Annotated in this window: 20 protein-coding genes; 3 read left to right on the top strand and 17 right to left on the bottom strand. The window is 50.2% G+C overall.

The features are described 5' to 3' along the window. Positions 1–5 precede the first annotated feature (5 nt). The 3 genes from DFQ01_RS12010 to DFQ01_RS12000 are packed head-to-tail and all read right to left on the bottom strand — an operon-like array spanning position 6 to position 2,751. Entirely contained in the window at positions 6–1,211 is a 1,206-nt protein-coding gene (locus DFQ01_RS12010) for a beta-ketoacyl-[acyl-carrier-protein] synthase family protein (protein ID WP_245946639.1), read from the bottom strand. A 2-nt stretch (positions 1,212–1,213) separates the two neighbouring features. Beyond that, positions 1,214–2,080, bottom strand: a complete 867-nt coding sequence (locus tag DFQ01_RS12005) for a hypothetical protein (RefSeq protein WP_110044127.1) — start codon at positions 2,078–2,080, stop codon at positions 1,214–1,216. Then, positions 2,077–2,751: a helix-turn-helix transcriptional regulator gene (locus DFQ01_RS12000; protein ID WP_245946638.1), complete on the bottom strand. Its 675-nt coding sequence runs from the start codon at positions 2,749–2,751 to the stop codon at positions 2,077–2,079. The genes DFQ01_RS12005 and DFQ01_RS12000 overlap by 4 nt, the downstream gene beginning before the upstream one ends. Positions 2,752–3,034: 283 nt before the next feature. Here DFQ01_RS12000 and lexA point away from each other — a divergent pair, with 283 nt between their 5' ends. Genes lexA through DFQ01_RS11985 form a run of 3 tightly spaced genes read left to right on the top strand, consistent with a single transcriptional unit; the run spans position 3,035 to position 4,368 of the window. Next, entirely contained in the window at positions 3,035–3,874 is an 840-nt protein-coding gene (lexA, locus tag DFQ01_RS11995; RefSeq protein WP_110044126.1) for a transcriptional repressor LexA, read from the top strand. 58 nt (positions 3,875–3,932) lie between these two features. Next, the gene (locus DFQ01_RS11990; protein WP_110044125.1) at positions 3,933–4,133 is read left to right on the top strand and encodes a hypothetical protein; all 201 of its coding nucleotides are present in this window, start codon (positions 3,933–3,935) and stop codon (positions 4,131–4,133) included. Further along, the gene (locus DFQ01_RS11985) at positions 4,123–4,368 is read left to right on the top strand and encodes a hypothetical protein (RefSeq protein WP_110044124.1); all 246 of its coding nucleotides are present in this window, start codon (positions 4,123–4,125) and stop codon (positions 4,366–4,368) included. Before DFQ01_RS11990 ends, DFQ01_RS11985 begins: the two co-directional genes overlap by 11 nt. Positions 4,369–4,487: 119 nt before the next feature. Here DFQ01_RS11985 and DFQ01_RS11980 read toward each other — a convergent pair whose 3' ends face one another. The 14 genes from DFQ01_RS11980 to DFQ01_RS11915 form a co-directional block, all read right to left on the bottom strand. Further along, complete coding sequence (locus tag DFQ01_RS11980; RefSeq protein WP_110044123.1) at positions 4,488–5,387, bottom strand: glycosyltransferase family 2 protein; 900 nt, start codon at positions 5,385–5,387, stop codon at positions 4,488–4,490. Continuing rightward, positions 5,378–5,590 (bottom strand): hypothetical protein, encoded by a 213-nt coding sequence (locus tag DFQ01_RS11975; protein ID WP_110044122.1) that lies wholly within the window; start codon positions 5,588–5,590, stop codon positions 5,378–5,380. Before DFQ01_RS11975 ends, DFQ01_RS11980 begins: the two co-directional genes overlap by 10 nt. A 142-nt stretch (positions 5,591–5,732) precedes the next feature. Then, positions 5,733–7,370: a chaperonin GroEL gene (groL, locus tag DFQ01_RS11970; RefSeq protein ID WP_110044121.1), complete on the bottom strand. Its 1,638-nt coding sequence runs from the start codon at positions 7,368–7,370 to the stop codon at positions 5,733–5,735. Positions 7,371–7,411: 41 nt separating this feature from the next. Further along, the gene (gene groES, locus DFQ01_RS11965; protein ID WP_110044120.1) at positions 7,412–7,693 is read right to left on the bottom strand and encodes a co-chaperone GroES; all 282 of its coding nucleotides are present in this window, start codon (positions 7,691–7,693) and stop codon (positions 7,412–7,414) included. A 207-nt stretch (positions 7,694–7,900) separates the two neighbouring features. Next, complete coding sequence (locus DFQ01_RS11960) at positions 7,901–8,218, bottom strand: cupin domain-containing protein (RefSeq protein WP_245946637.1); 318 nt, start codon at positions 8,216–8,218, stop codon at positions 7,901–7,903. Further along, the gene (locus DFQ01_RS11955) at positions 8,157–9,161 is read right to left on the bottom strand and encodes a PDZ domain-containing protein (RefSeq protein WP_110044118.1); all 1,005 of its coding nucleotides are present in this window, start codon (positions 9,159–9,161) and stop codon (positions 8,157–8,159) included. Before DFQ01_RS11955 ends, DFQ01_RS11960 begins: the two co-directional genes overlap by 62 nt. After that, entirely contained in the window at positions 9,158–10,333 is a 1,176-nt protein-coding gene (locus DFQ01_RS11950) for an NAD(P)/FAD-dependent oxidoreductase (protein WP_174812490.1), read from the bottom strand. Before DFQ01_RS11950 ends, DFQ01_RS11955 begins: the two co-directional genes overlap by 4 nt. A gap of 81 nt (positions 10,334–10,414) precedes the next feature. Continuing rightward, positions 10,415–10,936 carry a hypothetical protein gene (locus DFQ01_RS11945; protein ID WP_110044116.1) on the bottom strand — a complete coding sequence of 174 codons (522 nt, stop codon included), beginning with the start codon at positions 10,934–10,936 and terminating at the stop codon, positions 10,415–10,417. A gap of 109 nt (positions 10,937–11,045) precedes the next feature. Continuing rightward, on the bottom strand, positions 11,046–11,444 hold the full coding sequence (acpS, locus tag DFQ01_RS11940; RefSeq protein WP_110044115.1) for a holo-ACP synthase: 399 nt from the start codon (positions 11,442–11,444) through the stop codon (positions 11,046–11,048). Then, positions 11,441–12,646, bottom strand: coding sequence for a glycosyltransferase (locus DFQ01_RS11935; protein ID WP_110044114.1), 1,206 nt, complete (start codon positions 12,644–12,646; stop codon positions 11,441–11,443). Before DFQ01_RS11935 ends, acpS begins: the two co-directional genes overlap by 4 nt. Next, positions 12,643–13,377 (bottom strand): glycosyltransferase family 2 protein, encoded by a 735-nt coding sequence (locus DFQ01_RS11930; RefSeq protein ID WP_110044113.1) that lies wholly within the window; start codon positions 13,375–13,377, stop codon positions 12,643–12,645. The genes DFQ01_RS11935 and DFQ01_RS11930 overlap by 4 nt, the downstream gene beginning before the upstream one ends. 4 nt (positions 13,378–13,381) lie before the next feature. After that, positions 13,382–13,735, bottom strand: coding sequence for an HAD hydrolase family protein (locus DFQ01_RS11925; RefSeq protein WP_110044112.1), 354 nt, complete (start codon positions 13,733–13,735; stop codon positions 13,382–13,384). A gap of 15 nt (positions 13,736–13,750) precedes the next feature. Then, entirely contained in the window at positions 13,751–14,683 is a 933-nt protein-coding gene (locus DFQ01_RS11920) for a hypothetical protein (protein WP_110044111.1), read from the bottom strand. 12 nt (positions 14,684–14,695) lie between these two features. Continuing rightward, positions 14,696–15,364: a helix-turn-helix transcriptional regulator gene (locus tag DFQ01_RS11915; RefSeq protein WP_110044110.1), complete on the bottom strand. Its 669-nt coding sequence runs from the start codon at positions 15,362–15,364 to the stop codon at positions 14,696–14,698. Positions 15,365–15,380 lie beyond the last annotated feature (16 nt).

The raw sequence follows: 15,380 nt of genomic DNA, 5'->3' as shown, positions 1-15,380 counted from the left end.
AAACCTTATGCAGATTGGATACCCATGTCACGGCCCTCATAACGGCCAATAACGATGGATGTATTAATGCCGCCAAAAGCATATGCATTCGACATGATATAATCCGTTCGCATGGCAAGCGGCTCGTTCGCGATGACACGGACGCTGCAGGCAGGGTCTTGCCTTCGCATGTTAATCGTTGGCGGAAGCAGCCCTGATACCAGCGCCTTGACACACACGACCGCTTCAATGGCGCTGGCTGCACCTAATGTGTGGCCGATATGCCCTTTAATGGAGCTTGTCACGATCTCGTCGCCGAATACATGTTGCAGTGCGACCGATTCCATCCGATCATTGGCCGGCGTCCCCGTCCCATGGGCGCTTACATAACCGATCTGCTCCTTATGAATGCCTGCCATTTCGATCGCCGTTTCCATCGCGCGTATCGATCCTGCTGCTTTCGGATCAGGCTGCGTAATATGGTGAGCATCACTGCTCAAGCCGTATCCAAGTAAGTAAGCAAGTGGTTTGGCACCTCTTCGCAGCGCGTCAGATTCACGCTCTAATACGAGGGCCCCTGCACCTTCACCTAGCATGAGCCCGCGGCGCTCGGCATCAAAGGGTCTGCATAAATCCGGGGTCATCGCCCGTAAGCTCGCAAACCCGGTGAAAGCAACCCATGACATGGCATCAACACCTGCCGCGACCATCATATCGACTCTTCCAGCAGCCAGCTCGTCCACCGCTCTCGCAATCGCCATGTTGCCTGCCGCGCAAGCATTCGTAATCGTCCATTTGGGACCAGCTAAATCAAAATAGTCGGCAACATTCTCGGCAATGACACCCGGGCCACCTATCGATTTGGGCTGTTGTCCCGCCATTAATTCCTCGAGCGGCGTGATTTCGCCCATTGTCGTACCCACGCATATGCCATAACGTCGAGCTTTCCCCTCCGATTGCCCAAAGTAAAGTCCAGAAGCGTATAGCGCATCCTCAACGGCTGGAATGAGCAGCCGCGTCGCCCTGCCCCCCGGCACAGGCATCAGTGACAAATGATCGACGTCATCAACCTCGCAGCCGAATTTACATGAATGCCCCGAGGAATCAAACGTTCTAATCGTTCGGGCAGCGCAATCTCCTTGAAGCAGTGCGTCCCACGTGCTCGCGACGGTTGTCCCGACAGGCGTGATGGCCCCCACTCCGGTAATCACGATTGGTTCACTCAATTTCAAGCTTATTCACCCCTATTCATGTCGTCCCAGACCATGCTTAGATCCGATACGCTCGGATCCGGCCGGCGGAATTCGTCAATTCCCCGCTCCCCCCTGACCGTATCCCGCGCTCCTTGTTCACTAAGCCCTGCGCGGCGGCTTAATGCATCGTCGGTTTTGTATTTACGGAAGCCGTCTTTCCACACTTCAATTCCTTTCTTCACCTGCCCATCCTTCACAAGGGCATCACCGTACGCAATGTAGGTCAACGGCCATATCGCCAAATCCAGTTGGCCCTCCAGCTGCTTAGCCACTGCTAAGCAATAGCCGAGATCTTGAATGGCCTTATCCGTCCGCTGCAGGCCGGATGGCCAATATAAATTGTTCAGGCCCCTTGCGTAATGGGCGAACCAGTCGTATGGCCGCTCGTTAATAATCTCGTTCAACAATGAGATCGACCGCATGGAGATCTGGCCAAGCGAAGCAGTACCTAGATCCGGATCTTGGAGCAAATCAACATAGGCAAGCGCCTGCTGCAGTTGAAGCTCAGGCGTTGCTGGCTTCAGCTGTTGTACGTATGAAATGTAGTCCTCGGTCATGCCTGCTTCTCGCATCTGAATGCGCAGTGCGTTGGAATAGGCTAGGTTATCCGGTGCTTTCTCCATCTTCTCCTTGAGCTCCGCTATCTGATCGCTCGCAGGCAGCGCTTCGATCGCAAGCTGTGCTTCTTGCTCGCCCTCGAACGTCAAACCGTATTGGTCAAGCGTAATGCCGTCCTCAACCTTCGGCAGCGAGTATGGCGCAGTCCACCAATAATAAAGTGCGACTGCGGCTACGCCGGCTATAACGGACACTGTGACAAAATAAAACGTTTTCGTTTTTCTTTTCATGCTAACGCTCCAACCTCCAATTTATAGTTGCTGTCGTATTTGGTCCGATAGACCGATGGATTCTGACCGAATGTTTTGCGAAACACTCTGGAAAAGTGCGTCAAATCGTTATACCCAACAGCAAAGCATACCTCCGTCACTTGATGCCCCTTTCGAAGTAAACTCATCGCCTTATTCATTCGCTTCTTAATGACGTATTCTTTAAACCCTGTCCCCACATACCGCTGGAAAATGCGCGAGTAATGATACTTGCTGACAAAAATTTGCGAAGCAACCATCTCCAGTGATAAATCGTGATCGAAGAGATGTTCCTCGATAAAGTCGAGTGATTCCGTAAAATGGTTGATTGGTTCAGCCGACCTCGAACTGTTTCTCAGGCTCTCAAGCATGGTGACTAGAACTGGGAAGTTAGTTGCGTTCATGCCGCTTAAGAGGAAGAACGGACAGGACAGCAGGGACTTGATTTGCTGCCACTCCGGGGGCAAGACGTTATCCATCGTAACGACCGTAACAAGTTGATATGAACGTTCTCGGATCAATTGGACCAGTAGATCCTTGTCTTCGGGATGGGAAATGTGCAGGATGTGCGAGATATGCGACAGAGCATCCAAATGATCGCTGGATAGGAAACGATTTTGGCTGTTAATGATACAAAGTAGAATATCGTTCACCAAAACACCACCACTATTTATTTTTTTTACAAGTTTCATTGCTAACTATTCCATTTTAACAATGCCAAAATTAAAAAAATCTGATAAATTTGCCTAAAAACCTGTTTTTCTTGATATGGTTTATTCTGGAACCAATTGGGTAAGTTGATTATATACGCATATTCGAATACAATCAACCGTATAAGCGTATGAAAATTTGTTTCATTACACTATGCAGCCGCCCATTTGTTTGTCATAATAGAACGTATGTTTGATTATTCAACCCCGCAGGGGAGGAGCAACGATGCACAATATTAACTTAAAAATACGGGAACTGCGGCTTAGTCACCGATTAACGCTTGCCCAGATGGCCGAGTTAATCTGCGTATCTCCCGGCAATATAAGCGACTGGGAAAGTTCCAAAAAGAATTCGACCCCAAGTGCCAAGGCATTAGTCGCAATTGCTAACCAGTTTAAAGTTTCGCTCGATTGGCTTATGAATGATTCTGACTCAGACACACTGCCTACCCCCAGCCCCTACATCCGTAAAATCGAACTGCTAGCCGATCAATTGAACGAGCAGGACCTCCTTTTAATTCACTCCTTAGCTGCTCATCTTGCGGGCAAGAACAAAGCAAATAGCACGCCTGCAGCAGACGTTTACGGTCTACCATCAACCGATGGAAAATCTATTCTACGAGAGTCTTCTTTGGCCGCCGAATACTTTGTGAGACTTCCGCTCGTCGGCAAGATTACAGCAGGCGTGCCGATTCTTGCCGTAGAGAACGTGGAGGAGTATGTGAGCGTACCCAATCATCTTGTCGGGTCCGGGCATTATTTCATCCTTCGCGTTCAAGGGGAAAGCATGATCGAGAAAGGGATACTCAGCGGGGATCTGGTTATTATCCGGCAGCAGCGGACGGCTGAGAACGGAGAGGTCGTAGTCGCACTCGTTAACGATGACGAAGCGACGCTCAAAACCTTTTTCAAAGAAAAAGACATGATTCGTCTCCAACCGGCAAATCCCGCTTATGAGCCGATATACTCCCGTAAGGTGGACGTTCTTGGGAAGGTAACAGGTGTCCTCCGCTCAGCAGAGAAGACAACAACAGACACCGAGGGAAGCGCAACGAAAAAGGAGTGAGTGACCCGACGGATGTCGTAAGCTGAATTCAACTGAAACATTTAAAGGAGGAGTTAACATGCCAGCCTTTGATCGGTTTGAATTCGGCATGAAGGATCCACAGTCTGAGGAGCCGGTACCGCTATGCGAATGCGCCTATGACAAATGCCGCAATCTGATTTACCAAGGAGAACTCAATTGGGATTACTACGGGGAATGGTTGTGCAGCACTTCCTGCCTGACCAAGTATATCGGCGCGGAGAAACATTATGCCGAATGAGACGGTAACGTACGACGGTTGCGCGTATACCATGCTGTATCAGCATGCAGCCGGCCACGTTCAATGGACGACAGCATACCATCTCGATGATAACCGCCACGTACAGCTGCTTCGTTTGACGGAGGATCTGAATACGGGGCACATTCAACCGGAGATGATGAGCTTGCATATCTCAGACATCACGCAGTTGATGTCTGCTATCTTATTGGAAGAAACGGAGGTGTATGCTGTCTAATTCGAAATCTATAGGGATAAGTTTTGATCTCACAGATAGCACGATCGCCTGCTTATGTCTTAGTGACATTTACATAAGCACGGCGATCTTTTTTGTTTGTTACTTGGGACACCTCACGGTCAGCTCGTAACTCGAACATAACCATCCTCGTCTGGCTGAAGCATAATCGGAGGACTGGCAGTTTCTGAACCTGCCTCTCGCTCGAATTGGCGCAGGCTAATCTTGCCTAACATGAAATCGAGATACCGCTCGACTGCCCTGTCTGCATGCTTGGCGTGAAACACCGCATGGCTGTTCATAATGAGCGAACTATAGGATTGCCCGCCGCGCGAGTGAGCGATATGCACATTCGCAGCGTCCGCCTCATAGCGGAACGGTACCCCCTTCTTATGAACACGATAGCCGAATTCCATATGCTCAAATCCCCATTCCTTGAACCGCCCGTCGAACCCACCTATTGCGCGAATCGTCTCTGTTGGCATTGACAGATTACCGCTTAACGTCGCTACCCAAGCAATCGGCGAGCTTGTAGCCCCTTGGACGTCAAATAGCTTATAGACAAGTTTGCAATATTGTGGTGTTCGAAGCATGCGATCATTCATATACCGCTCAATGACCACGTTCCGGTTGGCCTGAGGCGAAGAAACATACATTTCCTTTACGTGACCTACCGTCACTTGTTCGTCCGCATTGCTGTGAGATCGAGCATGCGCGGCCAGAAAGCCAGGGCGGGGAATGCGGTCCGCATCGCAGAACACGATTAGTTCACTGTCGGCAGCCCGTACGCCTGCGTTGCGTGCCGCTGCCCTCCCGCTTCTCGGCAAACGTATATACTCCAGGTTCAACTCGTTGGAATAGGCGGCGATCACAGCATCGATTGGCTCTTCGGAGCCGTCGTCGACAATGATGATACGACTGTAATTATATGGTGGATTCTGCTGCGTAAATCCCCAAAGCGTTTGCGCAAGCGCAAACGCTTGATTATATACCGGGATGATGACATTTAAGGTCATAGCCATGATTGTTTAATGAATGATCCACGCACCATATAGATCCGGTTATCCAAGTGGTCTCTTTTCTTCTGCAGTGTGGCGCGTTGCTCTTGTTGGAAGTTCTTCTCTTCCAAGTAAGCGTCTCCGCTTTGAGTCGATGCTTCCGCTTTACCCTTTGAACATCCCGAACCTGCTATAGCACAATCTTTATTGCACTGACGCTTGCACATTCACTACTCCCTCCCCTCTCCTATATCAGCTCTATCGTACTCTCAGAAGGTAGTCATACGCTCGGCCATCGTTGTCCCCTAATGTGGGCATTCATTCAAAAAAAAGAAGGACCTCGCCGAGGTCCTTCTAACAAGACATTTCCTACATCATGCCACCCATGCCACCCATGCCGCCCATGCCACCCATACCAGGTGCAGGCGCAGCCTCTTTCTCTGGCTTATCGGATACGATTGTCTCCGTCGTCAGAATCATTGCGGCAACCGATGCCGCATGCTGAAGCGCAGAGCGCGTTACCTTCGCTGGATCAACGATTCCGGCTTCCATCATTTCAACCCATTCGTCCGTCGCTGCATTATAACCGATTCCTTCCGGCTCGCTCTTAAGCCGCTCGGCGATAACAGAACCTTCTTTGCCCGCATTCGATGCGATAATGCGTACAGGCTCTTCCAACGCACGAAGGACAATGTTCACACCTGTCTGCTCGTCGCCTTCTGCAACGATTGCCGCTACCGCACCAACCACGTTCATTAGTGCTGTACCACCGCCGGCTACGATGCCTTCTTCCACGGCTGCGCGCGTCGAGTGAAGGGCGTCTTCGATTCGCATTTTCCGCTCCTTCATCTCCGTTTCCGTCGCAGCGCCAACTTTAATAACCGCTACGCCGCCAGACAGCTTGGCAAGACGCTCCTGCAGCTTCTCTTTGTCGAATTCCGAAGTCGTCTCCGCCACTTGCGCCCGAATCTGCTGCGTACGCTTGATGATCACCTCACGTTCGCCGCCGCCGTCAACAATGATCGTATGCTCCTTCGTTACCCGAACCGAACGCGCTCTTCCTAGCTGATTCAGCTGTACCGACTTCAGGTCCAAGCCGATCTCTTCGCTAATGACTTGCGCACCCGTCAGCACAGCGATATCCTGCAGCATTTCTTTGCGGCGATCACCAAAGCCCGGCGCCTTAACGGCCACGCAAGTGAACGTGCCACGGAGTTTATTGACGACAAGTGTCGCCATGGCCTCGCCTTCGACGTCCTCGGCAATAAGTAGCAGCGGCTTACCTTGCTGCATGACTTGCTCCAGCACAGGAACGAGTTCTTGGATGGACGCCAGCTTTTTGTCCGTGATCAGAATATATGGTTCATCGAGGCGCGCCTCCATCTTCTCTTGATCCGTAACCAGGTACGGGGAGGAATAACCACGGTCGAATTGCATACCTTCCGTTAGTTCCATCTCCGTCTGGAAGCCTTTGGATTCCTCTACGGTAATGACACCGTCCTTACCGACCTGCTCCATCGCTTCTGCGATCAGCTCGCCTACGCTTTCGTCAGCTGCAGAAATAGCGGCAACCTGCGCGATGGACTGCTTGCCTTGAATCGGCTTGGCAATTTGCGTAAGCCGTTCAACTGCCACCTTAACCGCTTTGTCCATCCCTTTGCGAATAACCATCGGATTAGCGCCGGCCGCTACGTTTTTCAACCCTTCGCGTACCATAGCCTGCGCCAGCACCGTCGCCGTCGTCGTACCGTCACCGGCCACATCGTTCGTCTTCGTTGCGACCTCCTTCAGCAGCTGCGCGCCCATGTTCGCGTTCGGATCCTCCAGCTCGATCTCCTTGGCGATCGTAACGCCATCATTCGTGATAAGCGGACTGCCAAACTTTTTCTCCAATACGACGTTCCGACCTTTCGGTCCAAGCGTGACTTTCACTGCATCCGCCAATGCATCAACGCCGCTTAGCAGTGCGCGACGCGCTTCTTCTCCGAACAACAATGTTTTCGACATTTCAATGTCCTCCTTGTATATGAACGATTAAAGCTGATCAATTATGAAAGAATGGCCAAAACATCGCTCTCATGCATCAGCAGCACATCCGTGCCGTCTACTTTCAATTCTGTTCCAGCGAACTTATTGAACAGTACTCGATCGCCTACTTGCACCTCAGGTGCTACACGTTGTCCGTCGCGAAAGGCGCCAATACCGACTGCAACTACTTTGCCTTCCTGCGGCTTCTCCTTCGCAGTGCCCGGCAGCAAAATACCTCCGGCTGTTTTCTCTTCTTGCTCAATCGGCTCGATAATAATTCGATCCCCAATCGGCTTGATCATTGCTAAATTCCTCCCAAGTGAATATTCATGGTTTATTGCGGTTCGACACTTCTTATTTTGCTTGAAACGAGATTTGTTTTCTCAGCTTTAATTTCAGGAAATCGGCTATTGTTTCGTATCATCTGGAATTTTCAAACCGCTGCCTTTAATAAGGTGCGCATAAAAAAACAAGCAAGGAATCCCTGCTTGTTTCAAGTTGCTATTTAACTAGGCCTCCGCAATCGGGGCAAACCTATGCTTGTTGATGTTATAATCGATAAAAATAAAGAAGGTACAACCTGTCTCGGTATACACATCATGTGCTTCATCAGCGATTGCAGTCAGGAAGTCGCCCGCTCGCATAATATCATCGTTGAGCCTAACCTCGCCTTCTACCAGATAGGCAACTTCTCGCCTTGGATGGTTATGAAAAGGAATCGAACATCCAGGTGCCACTTTCACAAGAAAAGCGACCCGTCCCGTCTCATCCTCTTCCCATAGATAGGTCATTTCCGTATCCGGATACATGCCATACTCCCATTTCATGTCCTCTTGCCGCACGATTAAATGCTTCGTAGATTCCGTCATGTGAGGTCGCCCCCTCCTTATTTGTTCTCCATATTGCACCAGAAGCCGATCTTTCGCTCGACATTTGCTTTCTGCGAATCTGCTCCTGCTCCTGCGCGTCGACCGTCCCTTCTATCAGCCCCGTAAACATACGATCAATCGACACGTCGGCAAATACACGGCAGTACTGCCCATCTCGGCAGTACTCGATTTCTACGGGTTCCTTCTTCCCGTAATAACTGGATATTGCCCGTACAAAGGAACGATAATCGGGCACCGGGACAGCCCCAATGGCAGTAATAACGTCGCCACAGCGCAATCCTGCTTCTTCGGCCGGCCCGCCTGGAAAGACGTCCAGCAAATAGTTGCCTTCCCCTTCGCCAATTCCCGTCACCACACTTTGCTCCGCATTGACTGTACAATTCGTAACACCAAGCCGAGGATAACTAAATAGCTCCGTCCGTAAATCCATTCCAAGCTCAAGCACGCTCTTGAGATTCGCTAGCGACCTTCGCCACCCCATCTCCAGGCATTCCCGAAACCACTGACCATGGGTATTATTGGCAAATCCCTGAACCTCTAACGTCAGCCTCGTGAATTCTCCCTCTTCCTCAAAGGTATATTCCGTTCTAACAAGAAAAGGGTCCACGGTGCCGTCAGGTGCCATCGATTCATAAGAATCGGCAAGCACGAACCGACGCTTATGCTCCACTTCAAGCACGACAGCATGATTCGTAATATCACCGTAGAACAGCGTCAATCGGTCGTCCACTCTTGGTTCGTCTGTATTTCCCGTCGTATCGACGCGATCGGTTAGATAGCAGTTACTCCCATTCGGCGTTGCAACCGCTTGCCATACGCTATCGATCGAAGCCTCTATATAAGTAACGTTAATTGAGCGATCCTTAGGACAATGTATCACGGTTCAATCGACACTCCTTCGGTAATCATCTTCATAATTTGTGCGGCTCTTTGTCCTGCCCCATGCACGAAACTCGGGAACGTGCAAAGCATCCTCAATTGCTCCTCGTCATCGGACGAAATGCTCTCACCAGCTCGTGCAAGCGTCTGAAGTGCGGCTTCATACTGCGGGCGTATTCGCTCGTCCCGCTGATTGGCATACTTAGACATGGCATGCTCCCAACTTTCCTTTCCAGAGAAATAACGGTGGAGCGCTCCCGCCAAATATTCCGCACAGCACACGGCGTTGTCTATACCGACGCCTGACACGGGATGAAGATGAGCTCCTGCATCTCCGACGAGCGCCCAGCCGGGACCATAACTTTGCCTCATATAGCCTTGCATATCGAGCGCCCTTCTGATCGGACCGACAAAGGCAAGATTGGACAAACGAGGCGCGAGCATTCGGATTTGTCCAAGCCAATCGATCATTTGCTGCCTCGACTGCGCTTCCCACTTATGCATCCTGTCACGAGGGAGCATGACGGCAACGCAGTGCATGCCTCTATCGATCGGATTGACAAGCACGATCGATCCGTCATGCCAGTACCATTCGACTGTCGGAACCATTTGCGCCACAAGGCCTTCCATATACGCATACAATACGTCGTGTGAATAGATATCTTGCCTAAGTATCCCCGCTTGAACCTGGTCGGCAACCAAGGAATGGCGTCCATCCGCACCCACGACTACACGAGCATGAACGGGTTCATTCTGTTTGTTCGAATCCTGGATAATCAGCCCTGTCGTTCGCCCTCTCCGAATCACGGTTTGAACCGTTCGGTTTAGACGAATCTCAACGTTCGGCCAAGCGGCAGCCGCCTCTAACAGCAGTGGATCAAACAATTCTCTTCGCAGGCCGATGACCCGCGAGGTAACGACGATATCGGACTCGAACGACGATCCGTTCAGATCGACCCGCATTCTAGTAATGGCAGGAGCTCCGGCGTTCTCCATCCGTCCTCGGATGCCAAGACGTTCATAGACGTCCGTCTCTCCGATCAGATGAGTGGAGAGCGTCGGACCCGGTCGCGTATAGCGATCCACTAGCAATACCTTGTATCCGAACCTCCCAAGAAACACAGCAAGTGCGGCGCCCCCGCAACGAGCTCCTACAATTGCAACATCATACATGCTTGCACCTCTGAATCCGCTCGTCATAAAACCAAAGAGACCAGGGGATGGTCTCTTTGGCTAAGGAGAGTTAAGCGGGGATTAGTTGGATTGCAGGCAGCCGTAAAGCGTACCTACGCGATCTTCCTTCTCATCAAAAATCGCGATCGTGCCTTCGGAGTGGAACGTAGCGTCTTTCGGAGGAAGGCCCGTAATGCGGCCTTTCATGTGGATTGGCTCGTTGTTGTGGAACGTGCCTTCCGGCGTCTCGATGACCCAGTACAGGAACGAGTCGGCTTGCACGCCGTCAGCCATTTTTTTGCCCAGCGGAATTGTCGCCGAAGCTTTGATCGGCTGGCCTTGACCATGAACGCCGCCGCGAACGCGAACTTGCTGGCCCGGCCACAATACTTGGGAGGTAGCAACAAGGTCAACGTTTTCGATTTCGAGTTCAACGGTTGCACCCGTTTTGAAGCTGAATTCCGAATCGTTTACCGTGAATTTCGTCGGGTTGACTTGCGAGAAGTGGAGTTCTTCGCAGCGACCGTCAACCAGCTCAAGATACGTTTTGCTATTCGAGCTTGGCAGTGTCATTTGGATTTTTTTCGAGGAAAGTAGTTTCATTGTGAAACCTCCTTATGAAGTGGGGTTGTCTCCCGGGGACATCTTCATTATCTCATCCCATCCTACTTCGCACTCTGCGTTTCCTTGATGCATCATTCGTCTTTTTCGCTCATCGTCCGTCTTCGTCATCCTCCAGGCATTCAATCACGATCTGTGCGAGCGCATAATCGCCAGAATGCGAGATGCTGACCCATACGCACCAATGCTGCCGACGGCAGTCTTCCAATGCTTTACCGTGCAAAATGACATGTGGTTGACCGGTTTCCATATTGATTGTCTCAACATCGGTTAAACGATATCCACCCGTCAGCCCTCTTCCGGTTGCCTTGAAGAACGCTTCCTTCACCGCCCAACGGGCAGCGTAATGCTGTGCGGGATTCCGGAATTTAGCGCAGTACGCAATCTCGCCCGGCGTAAAAATTTTAGCTAATGCTTGCGGTTCCTGTCGCGTAATCATGCCTTGCATCTGCTCGATCGATTGAAGATCAGTACCGATTCCGAAAATCATCTCGAACCTCCAGCCAATTGATTCCTAAGGGAACGCGCAATCCTGTAAGCTTGTTCCGCTCCGCCGTACTGTCGGGCCTCCACAGCGCTGTTCAATTGAAACAGCCTATGTCTATAACTATCCTCCATGACATGACGTGCAAGCGCATAGAAGTGACTAGGCAGGCAGGTGTCCGGCATCACATACTCGCCGCCCCCAAGCTCACATAGGCGGCGGGCATTGTATTCGCGTTCGGAGTGGGTAGGTACGATCAACGACGGGATGGCTTGCATAATTGACGAAAGGCAGCTTCCATGTCCACCATGATGAATATATAGCTTGGCCTGGGATAGCCAGGATTGCTCAAACCGTTCCACCCGAGTAATCGATTCAGGCATTGCCTTCGCCGTTTCGACCGGCAGCTTGCCTGTGTATACGAGTGCCACGCGCTCCGGCCTATCACGGAATGCATCCTGTACAAGTCGTATCAGGCGTAGTCCGCTATCACCGGAAGTATCCTTCAATCTGCCGGCATAAACGATGACATCAGGGCATGCTCCCACTGACCGCGGGGACGGGAAAGGTAGCCCATCCTTTCCAATTGGCCCGACATAATGAATATAGTCCGATCCGATGGAGTCCAGTTCGGGGATACTCGGAACAATCGTGACATCACCAACCATTAGTTGCTCCATTTTCTGAATAGCAGGCAAACCTAGCTCTTCGAGCACACAATTAATGATCGGCGTTACTTTCGAAATGTTCCTGGGATGCTCCTCCCAATAATGCAACGACTTGCCGTTTGGATGAAAGCAGGCCTGCACGATGCTGGCGACTGGGATACCCAAATACCGAGCGGCAATGATGGTGTGCGGACTTAAGTCGGCATAGACCAATTCAGGCCGGAATTCCTCTAGCATTGCTATCCGATGCCGAATCCATGAGCGAACGAATATCGGATCGAGTAAACCAAGCGATGCATAGTAATGATCAAGATGATAGAAGGTTTTCCCCCTTGGTAAGGTTAAGGCAAGATCGGGCATTACGGGGTCGTCGTCTACAAGATGCTCAAATCCCCTGCTCTGCAAATACGTCGCCGCATGCTCGTCATAAATGCTGAATGCCACCTTATCACCTGCTTCCCGATGCTTGTCCGCAATAGGTAACGTACGCATCACAGGCCCTAATCCGCCGCTTAATCCAATAAAAACGCGCCTGCTCAATCAGATTCCTCCTTGAATACAACATGTTCCGTAAAAGCTTGAAGTTGTTTTGGCGTTCCGAGTGGATGACAGAACAAAGCGTAATCGACGCCGATCCGGCAGCCTTGTGCAATCATCCGTTCGTACAATGGTGCCACATACCATTCACCTTCCGGCGGCATCGGTTCGTCCAGTACCTGGGCCATTAGTTCAAGATACGCTGCCGTGGATCGAAAATAATAAAGCCCGGACGTTGCCCAGGCGGAGATGACCTTCTTCTCCCGGACCGACCGGACCAATTCGTTTGAATCAAGATCTACATAGCTATAGGCAGGATCTGATGATGGGAATACGTTAATGAGGCCTTCGACTGACGCCGGACACTCCTTGATTTTTTTACCTATCTCAGTACCAACATAAGTATCTCCGTTAAATATAAGCAGCGAATCTACTGAGTCCAATACAGATCGGGCCATCCAGACTGTTTCTGCTTGTCCGTTGGTAGGCTGATCAATCGGGATGATGATAGCTTCCGGACAACGGGACAGTATTACTTTACGCAACGTTGTTCGTTCCAGCACTTCTCGCAATGCTACGAATATAAACCGATTATCTATAAGAGATGGCAGCAGACTATCCAGTGCCCAGTGCAGCATGGGTCGTCCAGCAACTTGAATCAGCATTTTCGGCTCACGGTAGCCTGCCGACTGAAAACGGCTTCCTGCACCCGCAATAGGAATAACGATGTTCATCTAGCTACTCCCTCCTTTCCCTGATGGCATCCAAGGTATCATCCCAGTTCAAATACCGATATCCCAAATCGTCGATATAGATGTCACCGTATGGCTTGCCAAATACAATCTCGTCATAAGGGACCGCATGTCGCTCTAGCCATTGGTAGGTGACCATTCCGACATTTGCGCCCACTTTTCCGACATTGCCCCCGCACGTCCGCATGTTTCGTGCCGTATGGATAATAATCGAATGTCCTTCCATCCTCAATTGATGCAAAGCCTCAATCGCCCCTTCCAGCGGAACGACATCGGCATACGATTGATTCTCCTGTCTCAATTCGCAAATCGTTCCGTCCAGATCCACAACAATACGCATCAACACCCCTCCTACCTACTCCGATAATGCTTGCTCCAACAATTCGGTTCCAAGCGCGAAAAATGCTAATTGGCGATCAGGCGTATCTTTATGCAGTGGAAGCATCGACAAGAATAAAAGCGCTTCGATGATTCGTACTGTTTTTATTTGCTTAGGCTGTAACCAACTATCGAGTCTACTACGAAGTCTGACTGCATCTTCGTTCAACTCAAGCCTCAGATCTATGGAATCGGCCCCTACATTAATATCGAACTTCCCCCGAACGATATGTTCATAGCCCGTAAGACTATGCCGAAGCTTCGCCCAGTCGTAGCGGTGATCGCCATATATGGTGCGAATGCCAAAGCTGCCACGCGGGTCAATCGCAGTCATGTTATTCGATTGCGGGGAATAAAATAGATTAGATAAGCAAAAGTCTCCATGCACAACTGTAATCTGCGGCTCCTCCAATAAATGAAGAACTTCTTCCGTGCCCTTCTGCAGCATGACCGTCGGACTCATTCGAGTCTTGCCATTTAGCCAAAAGTATCCCCTTGCATGCACCTGCCTCGCCCACTCGCACTGGTGGAGGAACCTATCCATTCTCTCGCGTGTCTTTCCTATATACATTTCGTACAAATATGCTTTTGACATATTGCCGGAGAAACTCGCGAAATCTTCAAGCGTTTGCCGTAGGCATCGGAATGCCGCATCCCACTCCCTTTTGGTCCATCCTTCTGCAACGAGTGCATCCCCTAATGTCCCACCAGGCACAAAGTCTAGAGTAATAGAGGGAACCTTCCTGTCCAACGAAAAGGAATGTACTTTGGGAATATAGCATTTCAGCTCATCAGGCAAATCCAAGTACCATACGATCTCATCGATTAACTTATGGGTATCATCGCTAGTCTTTGTAACCTGCGTGCCATTGGAATGGATCTTAAGGCTGTTGAAATATCTTGCCTTCACAAACACCCTCCTTTATGCCATGTTCGGCACCATCCTTGCATTTTTCTTACGATAATCAGATGGTTTTTCACCAACCAATCGTTTAAAAACTCGACCGAAATGAGTAAGGTCCCCGTATCCTACAGCATAGCAAACGTCCGTTACAGGTACGCCCTCCTGCAGCATTACCTTTGCCTTCTGAACTCGTTTATTCATAATGTACTCTTTAAACCCGATACCGAAGTGTTCCTTAAACATTCGGCTATAGTGGCATCGACTAACGAATATGTTTGCAGCAACCGTTTCTAGACAAAGATCGTTCTCGCATATGTTTTCCTCAATATATTCAATCGATTTGTACAAGAGAGGGGGCGGCTGCGAATTATCTGAGCCTGCTGCCGCCGGTTTAGAGAGGAGACCTACTGAATCGAGGAATGAATAGAATAAGAAAAGATCTAGCTTGCTAACCTTAAGCAAAATCATGATAGGGTTATCTAGCTTCAGATCATCGACTTTCCAAGACTGGGGGAGTGTATCTTCAAAGCTTAGCAGAACTATAAACTTATATTTGTTTGAGCGAATATGCTCGACTACTGCAGTAAAGTCATGTTGTGGCATAATAACCATGTTCGTGAACATGCGCTGAACGCGACGGTATTCATCTTCTTTCAACATATGACTGATAACCAGCAGTACATCCATTTGATACCAACCTCCC

The sequence above is a fragment of the Paenibacillus cellulosilyticus genome, assembly GCF_003182255.1.
In the GTDB taxonomy this organism is placed as follows: Bacteria; Bacillota; Bacilli; order Paenibacillales; family Paenibacillaceae; genus Paenibacillus_T; species Paenibacillus_T cellulosilyticus.
This window is presented reverse-complemented; position numbering and strand designations above follow the sequence as displayed.

What these genes read in the sequence shown, in the direction of transcription:
- DFQ01_RS12005 (WP_110044127.1), bottom strand. Translation starts at nt 2,080, where the DNA reads ATGAAAAGAAAAACGAAAACGTTTTATTTTGTCACAGTGTCCGTTATA.
- lexA (WP_110044126.1), top strand. Translation starts at nt 3,035, where the DNA reads ATGCACAATATTAACTTAAAAATACGGGAACTGCGGCTTAGTCACCGA.
- DFQ01_RS11990 (WP_110044125.1), top strand. Translation starts at nt 3,933, where the DNA reads ATGCCAGCCTTTGATCGGTTTGAATTCGGCATGAAGGATCCACAGTCT.
- DFQ01_RS11985 (WP_110044124.1), top strand. Translation starts at nt 4,123, where the DNA reads ATGCCGAATGAGACGGTAACGTACGACGGTTGCGCGTATACCATGCTG.
- DFQ01_RS11980 (WP_110044123.1), bottom strand. Translation starts at nt 5,387, where the DNA reads ATGGCTATGACCTTAAATGTCATCATCCCGGTATATAATCAAGCGTTT.
- DFQ01_RS11975 (WP_110044122.1), bottom strand. Translation starts at nt 5,590, where the DNA reads ATGTGCAAGCGTCAGTGCAATAAAGATTGTGCTATAGCAGGTTCGGGA.
- groL (WP_110044121.1), bottom strand. Translation starts at nt 7,370, where the DNA reads ATGTCGAAAACATTGTTGTTCGGAGAAGAAGCGCGTCGCGCACTGCTA.
- groES (WP_110044120.1), bottom strand. Translation starts at nt 7,693, where the DNA reads ATGATCAAGCCGATTGGGGATCGAATTATTATCGAGCCGATTGAGCAA.
- DFQ01_RS11960 (WP_245946637.1), bottom strand. Translation starts at nt 8,218, where the DNA reads ATGAAATGGGAGTATGGCATGTATCCGGATACGGAAATGACCTATCTA.
- DFQ01_RS11950 (WP_174812490.1), bottom strand. Translation starts at nt 10,333, where the DNA reads ATGTATGATGTTGCAATTGTAGGAGCTCGTTGCGGGGGCGCCGCACTT.
- DFQ01_RS11945 (WP_110044116.1), bottom strand. Translation starts at nt 10,936, where the DNA reads ATGAAACTACTTTCCTCGAAAAAAATCCAAATGACACTGCCAAGCTCG.
- acpS (WP_110044115.1), bottom strand. Translation starts at nt 11,444, where the DNA reads ATGATTTTCGGAATCGGTACTGATCTTCAATCGATCGAGCAGATGCAA.
- DFQ01_RS11930 (WP_110044113.1), bottom strand. Translation starts at nt 13,377, where the DNA reads ATGAACATCGTTATTCCTATTGCGGGTGCAGGAAGCCGTTTTCAGTCG.
- DFQ01_RS11925 (WP_110044112.1), bottom strand. Translation starts at nt 13,735, where the DNA reads ATGCGTATTGTTGTGGATCTGGACGGAACGATTTGCGAATTGAGACAG.
- DFQ01_RS11915 (WP_110044110.1), bottom strand. Translation starts at nt 15,364, where the DNA reads ATGGATGTACTGCTGGTTATCAGTCATATGTTGAAAGAAGATGAATAC.